This window comes from Streptomyces koelreuteriae (genome assembly GCF_018604545.1).
GTDB lineage: Bacteria > Actinomycetota > Actinomycetes > Streptomycetales > Streptomycetaceae > Streptomyces > Streptomyces koelreuteriae.
Map to the genome: position 1 here is coordinate 5,206,602 of NZ_CP075896.1, position 12,264 is coordinate 5,218,865.

The following is a 12,264-nucleotide window of genomic DNA, read 5'->3' on the forward strand; positions in this document are numbered from 1 at the left end:
GTGGTGTAGACCAGTCGTCGGCACGGTCGCGCGCCATAGCCGCTCGCGAAGATGGGCCAACTGTGGGTTACTGCGACAAAGCGGTTCGGATCAGGGAGAACGAAGATGGCCAGCAAGGCTGAGAAGATCGTTGCCGGGCTCGGCGGCATCGACAACATCGAAGAGGTCGAAGGCTGCATCACCCGCCTGCGGACCGAGGTCGTCGACCCCGGCAAGGTCGACGAGGCCGCCCTGAAGGCCGCCGGAGCCCACGGCGTCGTCAAGATGGGCACCGCCATCCAGGTCGTCATCGGCACCGACGCCGACCCCATCGCGGCGGAGATCGAAGACTTGATGTGAAGAGCGGGGATCATCCCCGGCTTCACCCCCTGAGGTCACCTGTGAGGGGCCCCTCCCCACCGGGGGAGGGGCCCCTTCCGCAGGTACGGCTAGGCTCAGCGGCATGTCTCGAATCGACGGCCGCACCCCCCAGCAGCTCCGCCCGATCACCATCGAACGTGGCTGGAGCAAGCACGCCGAAGGCTCCGTCCTCGTCTCCTTCGGCGACACCAAGGTCTTCTGCACCGCCTCCGTCACCGAAGGCGTCCCGCGCTGGCGCAAGGGCAGCGGCGAAGGCTGGGTCACCGCCGAATACTCCATGCTGCCCCGCTCCACCAACACCCGCGGCGACCGCGAGTCCGTCAGGGGCCGCATCGGCGGCCGCACCCACGAGATCTCCCGCCTCATCGGGCGCTCGCTGCGCGCCGTCATCGACTACAAGGCACTCGGCGAGAACACCATCGTCCTCGACTGCGACGTCCTCCAGGCCGACGGCGGCACGCGCACGGCGGCCATCACCGGCGCCTACGTCGCCCTGGCCGACGCCGTCGCCTGGGCCCAGCGCAAGAAGCTCATCAAGGCCGGCCGCCAGCCCCTGACCGGCACGGTCTCCGCCGTCTCCGTCGGCATCGTCGGCGGCGTCCCCCTCCTCGACCTCTGCTACGAGGAGGACGTCAAGGCCGACACCGACATGAACGTCGTCTGCACCGGCGACGGCCGCTTCGTCGAGGTCCAGGGCACCGCCGAGGCCGAGCCCTTCGCCCGCGACGAACTCAACGCCCTGCTCGACCTCGCCGTCGCCGGCTGCACGGAACTCGCCGCCCATCAGCGCACCGCGCTTGATACCGTCCTCGAAAAGTAAAGGGCGCACCAAGACAGATGCTCGGCGCGGGCAACCGCGCCGAGCATGCTCGCGTCTGAAGAGGTACGGGCGCACGGCTCATCCCTGTGCGCTCGGCCAGCCGTACGGGCCGCCCGGCCCGACCGACGAGAGGGACCGTTCCATGGCCGCGAGCCGCCGACGCCGCACCGCAGCCGTCGCCGCCACCCTGGCGGCCGTCGCGCTGACCGCCGGACTCACCACCGGCTGCGCCGCCGTCGACAAGGCGCTGGACTGCGTCCAGACCGCCGACGCCATCGCCGACAGCGTCACGGAACTCCAGCAGGCCGTGGACAACGCCGCGGGCGACCCGACGCAGCTCGACGAGTCCCTCGACTCCATCGACAAGAACCTCGGCGAGATCGGCGACAAGACCGACAACACGGACGTCAACAAGGCCGTGGACGACCTCAACAAGGCCGTGGACAACGTCCGTACGTCGGTGAAGAACGGCGACGAGACGCCCGACATCAGCCCGGTCACGGACGCGGCGGGTGAACTGACGAAGGTCTGCACGCCGTAACGCTGCGCCGGCTGGGCAGGGCTTCTCGTCTGCGGGGTGCTGCCGGTGGTCGACCGCGGGTTCGTCGTGGTTGATCGCGCAGTTCCCCGCGCCCCTGTCGGGGCGATACTGGGGGCCATGACCCGCCTGATCCTCGCCACTCGTAACGCCGGAAAGATCACCGAACTCCGGGCGATCCTGGCCGAAGCCGGACTGCCCCATGAGCTCGTCGGTGCCGACGCCTACCCGGACATCCCCGACGTCAAGGAAACGGGCGTCACCTTCGCGGAGAACGCACTGTTGAAGGCCCACGCCCTGGCCCAGGCGACGGGCCTCCCCGCGGTCGCCGACGACTCGGGCCTGTGTGTCGACGTCCTGAACGGCTCCCCCGGCATCTTCTCCGCCCGCTGGTCCGGCCGCCACGGCGACGACAAGGCCAACCTGGACCTCCTCCTCGCCCAGCTCTCGGACATCGCCGACCCCCACCGCGCCGCCCACTTCGCCTGCGCGGCGGCCCTGGCCCTCCCTGACGGCACGGAGCGCGTGGTCGAGGGTCAGCTCCGGGGAGTGCTGCGCCACGAGCCGACCGGCACCGGCGGCTTCGGGTACGACCCGATCCTCCAGCCGGAGGGCGAGACCCGGACCTGTGCGGAACTGACCCCCGACGAGAAGAACGCGATCAGCCATCGGGGGAAGGCGTTTCGGGCGTTGGTGCCGGCGGTGCGGGAGTTGCTGGGCTGAGGACCAAGGGAGGGGCCGCCCGAGCAGGGCGGCCCCTCCGTGTGCGGCGGAAGGGATTCGAACCCTCAAGCCCGGTCAGGGGCCACAGGACCTAAACCTGCTGCGTCGCCGTTGCGCCACCGCCGCCAGCCGCCTGTCATCGTACCGGGAGCCGCTCGCCGGCTTCGGCGTCCCCATTGATGTGATCGACTGCCATGCCCGCCCCGCGGTAACTGTCCATCTCCGATGGACAGTTGGGTCAGAGGAGCCGGGCGGCTACCAGCAACTGAAAGCTCTTGCAAGGCGGGTCGGCCGAAATGCTTCGGTCACTGTCGTCGGAGGCGGTGCGGCAGGAGCTCTGGGTCGCCTGCCACGGTCGCTCCTCCGCGAGGATTCGCCCGCTCGTCGAGCAGGCCGTCGCCACCCGCGTGGCCTGGAGGTTCTTCGCGACCGCAGTGCCCGACCACCTGGATCACCGCCTCCGTGAAGGCCGTCCACACCCTGCACCTGGTCACCTCAGATCGGCGATCAGAGGCACAAGATTTTTACGTCACATTGACTTAAAGATCATCTGTTCGATAACTTCCACGCCTCGCCTGATGTGGACAGGCCTCACGGGGGGCCGCATCGGGTGGGAGATTCGGAGTTCCCGCATGTCGGGCAGATCCTCCAAGCGCGTATCCGCCGTGGTCGCGATGGCGTCAGCTTTCACCCTCGCGCTGTCCTCCGGTGCCTGGGCCAACTGGTCGGGCAGCATCAGCTCGTGGACGGACGGCGGCGGCAGCAACGGGAAGTCCCGCTACTGGGCGGACGAGAGCTACTCGGAGATCATCTTCAAGGGTTGCACCGTGCAGGGCGGTAGCAAGACCACCGGGGTCGAGCTGTGGGACTACGACGCCTTGTCGTCCAACGACTTCTACGGTGAGAAGACCTTCACCAACTGCTTCAAGGGCACGTCCTACGCGAGCCGGGGCGAGTACAACGGCCTGCCGCAGGAGTCGGACTACTTCTTCCAGCTCGACAACGTCGGCGGGGGAAGCAACGCGTGCTGCCTGCTGTGGGCGACCTACGCGGGAGTCGACACCACTCTCGCCGATTCCTGATCAGTGTTCTGCAGCGTGGTGCCTCGCCGTCGGCGAGGCACCACGCCCCCTTTTCGGACCGCTCCAGGAAGCCAAGAAGTGAAACCCCTCACACTCATCAGGTCCAGCAGCGCGCTGCGGGTCGCGCCTGTCGCCCTGCTTCTCGTGTTCGCCTACTACGCCACCGATCTCGGTGACGACCTCCGTATCGATCCGCTGGGCTACTCCGCCACCGTGGTCGATGCGGTGCTGCGCAACCTGCTGCCTGTGGCCTTCGCGGTTGCCTCGGGCCTCGCCGCCTGGGAGGCGCGGAAGCTGGGTGCCTCAGAAATCTGGAGGCTGGGGGCGGTGCGATCCCGCTACACCATCGCCGCCCAGCACCTGTCGCCCGTGGTCGCACTGGCCTGGTCGCTCCTCATCCTCCCGACGCTGTGCGCCCTCGTCCAAGAGCAGGTCGCGCCCGACGTGCCCGGCCTCACACTGCTGGCCTTCGCCCTGGTGCTCTGCGTCGCCCACGGCATCGTCGGATTCGCCGTCGGAGCCACCGTTCGGCACATCGCCGTAGTGCCGATCATCGCGGTCACCGACTTCCTGGCCGTCGGCTGGTCCACGGGACTGGAGACACCGTGGCCCCGGCACCTCACCGGCCTCTTCGCCGGAAAGATGATGTTCGGTGAACTGCCCACCGCCGCCGCCCTCGCGGCTCCCCTCCTGCTCGCCGTCGGCTCCGCCGTCGCCATGGCTCTGCTCTGGGCACCTGTTTCCCGCTGGCTGCGCGGAGCCGTCGCGGGAGCACTCGTCGTCGCCTGCGCGTTCGGATCGTTCTCCTTGGTCGGCGACTGGAGCTACATAGGCCCCCGGAGCACCGGGCATGGAGCGATCGCCTGTGCCGGACAGTCCCCCCGCATCTGTCTGCCCGAGGCGCGCGCCGAGCACATCTCCGCTCTCACCGAGGAAGCGGAGGCGACGCTGGAATCCCTGCGTCGAGCCGGTCTGCCCGCCGAGCCGACCTCCATCAAGGACACCTCTCTCAACCTCCGGTATCCCGAGCCGTCCACGAAGGACGACTGGACCGTCCCACTCGGGGTCGGCGAGGCGACGGGCACCATCCGCTACCAGGTCGCCCGCGAAGTGGTGCGTTTCGAATGCGCACCTCCGGCCACCGGCCCCGCCCGCCTCGTGTACTACTGGGTGTCCTCCAAAGTCGGGCAGACGGACACCTACTTGAGACGGCTCAGCTCCGAACCCGATTTCACCCCTCAGGAACGCAGCCGTATCCAGGACGGGGTGGCGAAGGTCCTGCGGTTGAGCGAGGCCCAGCAAATGGACTGGTACGAGACGACCGTGGCGGAGGCGTGCCAGGAAGACGGGACGACAACGTGATGTGGTGGCTGCGTGCCCGCCGCGCCCACACCCGGCTGCCCCTGGGTTTCCTGATGTTCGTGCTTCTGGCGGCCACTGTTCAGGACACCCCCCTCTTCCTGCCCTCCATCTGGTCCGGCGGCTCCGAGCTCGTGCAGGCCGCCACGCTCGTCCCGCTCGTGCTGACCTCGGTCCTCTTCGACTGTCTGCACACCCGGCTGGACGCCGCCGAGACCACCGGAGTCCGACCCGTCAGGTTCTTCGACGTCCTGCTCGCGCTCGGCGTGGTGGCACTCGCAAGTGCCGTGGGTGAACTGATCGCCATGATCACCGGGGCCGCATCGGCCGAGACACTGGGCCGCAACACGGCCTTCCTCGCCGGCCTCACCCTGCTGTGCGGGGCTCTCTTCGGGAGATCCGCAATCCTCGTTCCCGCACTGTGGCCGCTACTCGGCGTGCTCTTCGGCATGAGAGCGCCCGGCGACGCCTACCCGTGGACCGTACTCCTCGAACCGCCTGACACCTGGTACGCCTCCACGGGAGCCCTCTTGATGCTCACCGTCGGCGTCGGTGCCCACCTCCTTCCGCCGAACCGCTTCGCACGGAGAGCCGCATGACGCTTGTTCTCGATTCCTGCACCTTCGCCTACGGCCGACGGCGGGCTGCCGTGCTGAAGGACTTCACCTACCGCCTTCCGGACGGACTGACCATCCTGCTCGGACCGAACGGGGCCGGAAAGTCCACGATGCTGCAGCTGGCCGCTGCCGTCACCACGCCCCAGCGGGGAACCGTGACGTGGGACGGGCTCGACGCGAAGAGCAAGGACTACCGGCGGACGGTGGCCTGGATGCCGCAGAACATCACACCCCTGCCCTCGCTCACGGCACGCGAGTACGTCGCTTATGTCGGCTGGCTGAAGGGGATGAGCAAGGGCGATGCCTGGGCCAACGCTCCGCGAGCGCTGGCCCGCGTCGAGATGACGGAGCACGCCGACACCCGCACCGGTCGGCTCTCGGGCGGCCAGCTGAGGCGCGTGGGTGTCGCCTGTGCCCTGGTCCACGACGCACGGGTGCTTCTCCTGGACGAACCCACGGCCGGAATGGACCCACGTCAGCGACGGGTCTTCCGCGATCTCCTCGCGTCGGTCAAGGGCGAGGTTCGCATCCTGCTGTCCACGCACGACGTGACCGACCTCGCCGAAGAGGCCGATCACGTGTCCGTCCTGGTGGGCGGACGTCTCGTGCAGAGCGGTTCAACCAGTGAGTTCCTCGCCCACACTCCGCCGGGTACGGCGCAGGGCCGGGCTGCCGAAGGGGCTTATACGACCTTGCTCGAGTCGGCCTGACCCGCTCGGTCTCCGATGCGGGCCGAGATCATCTCGGTCCGCATCGGTCGTTCCGCGCCCCGCTCGACAGGATCAGATCCCCAGATCCTTGATGATCTTGGCTACGTGGCCCGTCGCGCGGACGTTGTACAGGGCGTGTTCGACCTTGCCCTCCTCGTCGACGACGATCGTGGAGCGGATGACGCCCATGTAGGTCTTGCCGTAGTTCTTCTTCTCGCCGAAGGCGGCGTACGAGTCCAGGACCTTCTTGTCCGGGTCGGCGAGGAGGGTGACCTTCAGGGATTCCTTGTCGCGGAACTTGGCCAGCTTCTCGGGCTGGTCGGGGGAGATGCCGATGACGTCGTAGCCCGCGCCCGTCAGCAGCTCCAGGTTGTCCGTGAAGTCGCAGGCCTGCTTGGTGCAGCCGGGGGTGAGGGCGGCCGGGTAGAAGTACACGATGACCTTGCGGCCCTTGTGGTCCGCCAGGGACACCTCGGTGCCGTCGGCGTCGGGCAGGGTGAAGGCGGGGGCCACGTCCCCCGGCTGAAGTCGCTCGCTCATCGGGCCAGCCTAACCGGGGGTCGGAAGAGTGCTATGAGCCGTGGAGCTGACAGACTGTCCGGCACAGGCTTTATACCGACTTCGGAGGCGACACGGTGGCGGACACGGCGGACACCAGGACCCCGGCGCAGATCGAGGCGGACATCAGGCGCCGCCGCGAGACCCTGGCCGAGACCCTCGACGAGATCGGGGTGCGCGTGCACCCGAAGACGATCGTCGGGGACGCCAAGGCCAAGGTCGCGTCCAATATCGATCACACCCTCGGACGGGCGTACGTGGGGGTCAACCGGGCCGTCACCGATGTGCGCGCCCGGTTCGTGGGCGAGGACGGGGCGCCGCGCCTGGAGCGGGTCGTCCCGGTCGCCCTCGTGGTGGTCGGTGTGGTCGGCCTGCTCGCCCTCGGCACGCGGCGGCGCAAGGGCTGACCCGACTGCGTACGTTCGCGGCGAAGACAGGTAGGTTTCAAGGCGTGAGCGCCAACAGGAACGAGCACAGCACCCACCCGGACAAGCTGCCCATCCGGATGCTGCACGACCGCGTACTCGTGCGGCAGGACACCAGCGAGGGCGAGCGGCGCTCCGGCGGCGGCATCCTGATTCCCGCCACGGCGGCGGTCGGCCGGCGGCTGGCCTGGGCCGAGGTCGTCGCGGTGGGGCAGAACGTGCGGACCGTGGAGCCGGGCGACCGGGTTCTGTTCGACCCGGAGGACCGTGCCGAGGTCGAGGTGCGGGGCATCGCGTACGTGCTCATGCGCGAGCGTGATCTGCACGCCGTGGCCGCGGACCGGTTCGAGGGCTCGGAGGACTCGACGGGCCTCTACCTGTAGGTCCAGAAGCAGAATCAGACGCAGAGAAGGGGTCGGTGACCGTTGTCACCGGCCCCTTTGCCGTGGGTTTGCTACGTTGGAGGGACCCCGACGAGACGCGCCGTACCGGGACCAAGGCAAAGACGACGCACCTACACCGTCAGCCTGTCTCCCGGAGGTGCCCGTCATGGCCTGGGTTCTGCTCGTCGTCGCCGGTCTGCTCGAAGTCGGGTGGTCGATCGGTATGAAGTACACCGACGGCTTCACCCGCCCGTTCCCCAGCGTTCTCACCGGCGCCGGAATCGTCGTCAGCATGCTGCTGCTGTCCCAGGCCGCCAAGACCCTGCCCATCGGTACCGCCTACGGCGTGTGGGTGGGGATCGGCGCGGCCGGGGCGGCGGTGGTCGGTATGGCCGTGCTGGGGGAGCCCGCCACCGCCGCCCGGATCTTCTTCGTGTGCCTGCTGCTGGTCGCCGTGGTGGGGCTGAAGGCGACCTCAGGTCACTGACCCGACCTATTCGCGGCGCGCGCCCTGCGGGGCGAAGCCCCAGCCGGGCGCGGTCGGAGCGCCGCCCGTGCCGCCGTCGGCGGTGCCGCCGCCTTCCGTGGTGCCGCCGTCGGCCGCGCCGCCGGTGCCCGCCGTGGTTCCGCCGTCGCCGGTTCCGCCGTCCGCGGTGCCGCCGCCGGTCGGGGACTCGCCCCCGGTGCTGCCGTCGGTGGTGCCGCCGTCGGTCTGGGTCTCGGGCGCGCTCGGGGTCTGGCTGGGCTCCTGGGTGCCGGTCTCCCCGCCGGTGGTCGTGCCGCCCTCGTCGGCGGTGCCGCCCGTGGTCGGGTCGACGGGAACCTCGGGGCTGGGGGCCTCGGTGACGTCGGAGCCCGGCTGGAGCCTGAGGTCGAAGTCGGTGACCGGCTTGCCCTTGAGGGCGTCCTGGGTGAACTGCGTCCAGATCTCCGCGGGCGCCCCGCCGCCGTTGACGCGGGGCAGGCCCATCGCGCCGTACAGCGACTTGTGCGCGGCGGTGACCGGGTCCTGGCCCATGACGGAGACGACCGTGGCGAGCTCGGGGGTGTAGCCGGCGAACCAGGCCGCGGTGTCCTCCTCGGCGGTGCCGGTCTTGCCGGCGACGGGGCGGCCCGCGGCCTGTGCGGCGGAGGCCGTGCCGTTCTGGACGACGCTCTGCAGCATCGAGGTCGTGGTGTCGGCGGCCTCGCGGCTCACGGCCTGCTCGGTGCGCCGCTCGGGCAGCTCGATGGGCGTGCCCTCCTTCATGACCTTGTCGACCATCGTGTACGTGCCGTGCTTGCCGTGGTTGGCGAGCGTGGCGTACGACTCGGCCATCTCGAGGACGCTGGCGGTGGCCGTGCCGAGTGCGATGGCGGGGCCGTCGGCGAGGTCCGGGGTGGTCTCGGGGACGCCGAGATCGATCGCGGTCTGCTTGACCTTCTGGGGGCCGACGTCGGCGGCCATCTGCGCGTACACCGAGTTCACGGAGCTGTCGGTGGCCTCGGTGACGGTGATGGGACCGTAGGAGTGCTGGTCCTCGTTCTCGGGGGCGTACGGGTCGCCGGTCCAGCCCTGGACCGTTCGCTTGTTGGTGCCGTCGTAGATCGTGTTCGGGGTGATCACGCGGCCGTCCTGGGTCCGCGAGCCGTTCTCGACGGCCGAGGTGAACACGAAGGGCTTGAAGGTGGAGCCGACCTGGAAGTCCCTGCGGGTGGCGTTGGGGGTGTACTGCTTGACGTAGTCGACGCCGTTGTACATCGCGACGACCTTGCCGGTCTTGGGGTCGACGGCGGCGCCGCCCGCGCGTACGTAGGTGTCGACCTTGTTGTTCTTCTTGTCCAGCTTGGACATGAGCTTGTCGTTGACGGCCTTCACGAAGGCGTCCTGCCGGCCCTTCTGCAGGGTGGTGGTGATGCGGTAGCCGCCGGCGTCGAGCTTGTCCTCGTCGATGATGTTGTTCTGGGTGAGGTAGTCCTTGACGATCCGGACGATGTAGCCGCGCTGCCCGGACATGCCGGTGGAGAGGGTGGACTCCTTCGGCATGGGGAACTTCATGCCGGCCCGCTTCGACTCGCTGAGCCAGCCCTTCTTGACCATGCCGTCGAGGACGTAGTTCCAGCGGGACTCGGCGGCCTTGCGGTTCTCGGGGTGGGCGACGACGTCGTACTGGCTGGGGGCGTTGACGAGCGCGGCGAGGTAGGCGGCGCGGGCCGGGTCGAGGTCGGTGGCGTCCATGCCGTAGTAGGCCTGGGCGGCGGCCTGGATGCCGTAGGCGTTGCGGCCGAAGTAGCTGGTGTTGAGGTAGCCCTCGAGGATGTGGTCCTTGCTCTGCTCGCGGTCCAGCTTGATGGAGATGAAGAATTCCTTGGCCTTGCGCGTGACGGTCTGTTCCTGGCGCAGGTAGTAGTTCTTCACGTACTGCTGGGTGATCGTGGAGCCGGACTGCTTGCCCTTGCCGAGGGCGGTGTTCCAGGCGGCGCGGACCATGGCCTTGGGGTCGACGGCGGACTCGGTGTAGAAGTCGCGGTCCTCTGCGGCCAGGATCGCGTGCTGGGCGTCCTTGGAGATCTGCGCGAGGGTGACGTTCTCCCGGTTGATCTCGCCGTCGCGGGCGATCACCGAGCCGTCGGCGTAGAGGTAGACGTTGGCCTGCTTGGTGGCGAGCGCGTTGGCCGGCGGGATCTGGACCAGGGAGTAGCCCAGGAAGAAGCCGCCGATCAGCAGCATGACGACGATGATGAAGCCGCCGAGCGTCATCCGCCAGGTCGGGATCACCCGCCGCCACCCGGTCCGCTTCCGCTTCCCACCGGCCTTGGCCTGCGGCCCGCCGTCCGGGTCACTGACCGCCGCCATCTGCGCCGTCCCCGGCCCGTCCCCGGCCTGGCTGTCCATCCGGCCCTGTGCCGCGCCGGGGGCGCCGCCGCCTGTCCGGCCTCGTGCGGAGCCGGTGGCGCCGACGGCCCGGATCTGTACGGTGCCGGGGTCGTTGTCGGCCTGGGGACGCGGGGTGCCCCGGTCGTCGTCGGCCTTGCCCATGGGCGTGCCTTGGGCGTGGCCGCTCCGGCCCTGTGCCGCGCCGGGGGCGCCGCCGCCTGTCCGGCCTCGTGCGGTGCCGGGGGCGCCGACGGCCCGGATCTGTACGGTGCCGGGGTCGTTGTCGGCCTGGGGGCGCGGGGTGCCCCGGTCGTCGTCCGCCTTGCCCATGGGCGTGCCTTGGGCGTGGCCGCTCCGGCCCTGTGCCGCGCCGGGGGCGCCGCCGCCTGTCCGGCCTCGTGCGGTGCCGGGGGCGCCGACGGCCCGGATCTGTACGGTGCCGGGGTCGTTGTCGGCCTGGGGACGCGGGGTGCCCCGGTCATCGTCGGCCTTGGCCCGGGGCGTGCCCTGAGCGGAGTCCGCCCGGGCCGGGGTCGTGCCCCGGTCGGCTTCCGTCCGGCCCTGTGCCGCGCCCGAGGCACCGCCTGTCCGGCCCTGTGCCGTGCCCGGGGCGCCGCCTGTCCGGCCCTGTGCCGCGCCCCGCTCGCCGTCCTTCCCCGTCCGGCCCCGTGCCGTACCCGACGCACCGACGGCCCGGATCTCCACCGTGCCCGGGTCGTTGTCGGCCTGGGGGCGTGACGCGCTCCGGTCGTCGTCGGCCTTGGCCCGGGGCGTGCCCTGGCCGGAGTCCGCCCGGGCCGGTGTCGTGTCCTGGCCGCCGGAGTCCGTCCGACCCGATGCCGCACCCCGGTCGGAGTCCGTCCGACCCGAAGGCCTGCCCTGGGCGCCGCCCCCCGTCGCCCGAGGCTCACCCTGAGCGCTGTCCCCCTCGGCCCGTGCAGGCCCCGGTTCGCCGTCCCCCGTGGCGCGGGCCGTGCCGCGCTCGCCGTCCGTACGGGGGCGTGCCGTGCCCGGGGCGTCGTCAGCCCGGTCCCGTGGCGTGCCCGGGGTGCCGTCCGGCTGCGGCTCTCTCGGTGCCCGCCCCGATTGCGGCTGCTGCGGCTGAGGCTCGTCACTCATGTCGTGCACGGACTCCTGTTTCGCGTCGTACGTCGTTCCCGTACGTCTCTGCTCGCTCTTGCGCCCCTGTGATGAAGACTGTCCCATCCGGCGATCAGTTCCCTGATCGAGGGCCGTGTCGCGAGCCGTGTGGTGAGGCGGGCGGCGTGCGGGCGAACGCCCAGACGGACGCAGGGGCAACTGAGCTGTCCTGCACGCCTGTTCGCATCGCGATCTTGCCTGCGCGAGATTCGCCTGAAGGGGGACTCGACCGAAGATGCGACTGCTCGCACGCTCCGCTCTGGCCGGCACCGCCGCCACGCTGCTCGCCCTGGCCACGGGCGCCTCTGCCCACGCGGACGGAACGGATCGTACCGTCTGGGCCGGTGCCGACTGGAACGTCACGCCCCACGCGGACTCGGGCGGCAAGGCCCACATCCAGACGTACGGCGAGGTCTTCACCCTCACCGACCTGGCCAAGGACGGTCACTCGACGATCGGGATCATCTCGATCGGCGGCGAGGACAACACGTATTACTACTGGAACCGTGACGGCGTGGACACGACCCGCACGCTCGACCTCGACATCAAGGAGGGCACGCCGATCACCATCAAGGCGTGTATCGGCGACTGGAAGGCACGCGAAAACCCGTGGCACGCCCGATCCCCGGCCCACTAGGCTCCTGCGCTTCGGTGTCCGGCGGCGAGGAGGGCAGTGGTGGCGGGCTCGGGGC

Annotated in this window: 14 protein-coding genes, 1 tRNA gene and 1 riboswitch; of the genes, 12 read left to right on the top strand and 3 right to left on the bottom strand. The window is 69.9% G+C overall.

Features of this window, described 5'->3' with window-relative positions:
• Positions 1-105: 105 nt before the first annotated feature.
• The 4 genes from KJK29_RS23510 (at position 106) to rdgB (ending at position 2,441) form a co-directional block, all read left to right on the top strand.
• Positions 106-339: a glucose PTS transporter subunit EIIB gene (locus tag KJK29_RS23510; protein WP_215121112.1), complete on the top strand. Its 234-nt coding sequence runs from the start codon at positions 106-108 to the stop codon at positions 337-339.
• Positions 340-442: 103 nt separating this feature from the next.
• On the top strand, positions 443-1,180 hold the full coding sequence (rph, locus tag KJK29_RS23515; RefSeq protein ID WP_215121113.1) for a ribonuclease PH: 738 nt from the start codon (positions 443-445) through the stop codon (positions 1,178-1,180).
• Between the two features lie 142 nt (positions 1,181-1,322).
• Positions 1,323-1,721, top strand: coding sequence for a hypothetical protein (locus KJK29_RS23520; protein WP_215121114.1), 399 nt, complete (start codon positions 1,323-1,325; stop codon positions 1,719-1,721).
• A gap of 117 nt (positions 1,722-1,838) precedes the next feature.
• Complete coding sequence (rdgB, locus tag KJK29_RS23525; protein WP_215121115.1) at positions 1,839-2,441, top strand: RdgB/HAM1 family non-canonical purine NTP pyrophosphatase; 603 nt, start codon at positions 1,839-1,841, stop codon at positions 2,439-2,441.
• Positions 2,442-2,483: 42 nt separating this feature from the next.
• On the opposite strand, the gene KJK29_RS23530 is transcribed toward rdgB, so the two are convergent.
• Positions 2,484-2,567, bottom strand: a tRNA-Leu gene (locus KJK29_RS23530).
• A 506-nt stretch (positions 2,568-3,073) separates the two neighbouring features.
• Here KJK29_RS23530 and KJK29_RS23535 point away from each other — a divergent pair.
• From KJK29_RS23535 to KJK29_RS23550, 4 genes are all read left to right on the top strand, one after another.
• Complete coding sequence (locus KJK29_RS23535; RefSeq protein ID WP_251057913.1) at positions 3,074-3,523, top strand: hypothetical protein; 450 nt, start codon at positions 3,074-3,076, stop codon at positions 3,521-3,523.
• A gap of 78 nt (positions 3,524-3,601) precedes the next feature.
• A complete protein-coding gene (locus tag KJK29_RS23540) occupies positions 3,602-4,885 on the top strand; it encodes a hypothetical protein (RefSeq protein ID WP_251057914.1) in 1,284 nt (427 codons plus the stop codon).
• Positions 4,858-5,481 carry a hypothetical protein gene (locus KJK29_RS23545; protein WP_251057915.1) on the top strand — a complete coding sequence of 208 codons (624 nt, stop codon included), beginning with the start codon at positions 4,858-4,860 and terminating at the stop codon, positions 5,479-5,481. The genes KJK29_RS23540 and KJK29_RS23545 overlap by 28 nt, the downstream gene beginning before the upstream one ends.
• Entirely contained in the window at positions 5,478-6,209 is a 732-nt protein-coding gene (locus KJK29_RS23550; protein WP_003990540.1) for an ATP-binding cassette domain-containing protein, read from the top strand. Before KJK29_RS23545 ends, KJK29_RS23550 begins: the two co-directional genes overlap by 4 nt.
• A 72-nt stretch (positions 6,210-6,281) precedes the next feature.
• Here KJK29_RS23550 and bcp read toward each other — a convergent pair whose 3' ends face one another.
• The gene (gene bcp, locus KJK29_RS23555; protein WP_215121116.1) at positions 6,282-6,749 is read right to left on the bottom strand and encodes a thioredoxin-dependent thiol peroxidase; all 468 of its coding nucleotides are present in this window, start codon (positions 6,747-6,749) and stop codon (positions 6,282-6,284) included.
• 95 nt (positions 6,750-6,844) lie between these two features.
• Here bcp and KJK29_RS23560 point away from each other — a divergent pair, with 95 nt between their 5' ends.
• The 3 genes from KJK29_RS23560 (at position 6,845) to KJK29_RS23570 (ending at position 8,062) form a co-directional block, all read left to right on the top strand.
• A complete protein-coding gene (locus KJK29_RS23560; RefSeq protein ID WP_215121117.1) occupies positions 6,845-7,174 on the top strand; it encodes a DUF3618 domain-containing protein in 330 nt (109 codons plus the stop codon).
• Between the two features lie 44 nt (positions 7,175-7,218).
• Positions 7,219-7,575, top strand: a complete 357-nt coding sequence (locus KJK29_RS23565) for a GroES family chaperonin (protein WP_094052261.1) — start codon at positions 7,219-7,221, stop codon at positions 7,573-7,575.
• A gap of 65 nt (positions 7,576-7,640) precedes the next feature.
• Positions 7,641-7,707: riboswitch (guanidine-III (ykkC-III) riboswitch) on the top strand.
• 34 nt (positions 7,708-7,741) lie between these two features.
• Entirely contained in the window at positions 7,742-8,062 is a 321-nt protein-coding gene (locus KJK29_RS23570; protein ID WP_215121118.1) for a DMT family transporter, read from the top strand.
• A gap of 6 nt (positions 8,063-8,068) precedes the next feature.
• Here KJK29_RS23570 and KJK29_RS23575 read toward each other — a convergent pair whose 3' ends face one another.
• Complete coding sequence (locus KJK29_RS23575; RefSeq protein WP_370869156.1) at positions 8,069-11,551, bottom strand: transglycosylase domain-containing protein; 3,483 nt, start codon at positions 11,549-11,551, stop codon at positions 8,069-8,071.
• Between the two features lie 256 nt (positions 11,552-11,807).
• Between KJK29_RS23575 and KJK29_RS23580 the strand changes: the two genes are divergently transcribed.
• Positions 11,808-12,209, top strand: coding sequence for a hypothetical protein (locus KJK29_RS23580; protein ID WP_215121119.1), 402 nt, complete (start codon positions 11,808-11,810; stop codon positions 12,207-12,209).
• Positions 12,210-12,264: the final 55 nt, after the last annotated feature.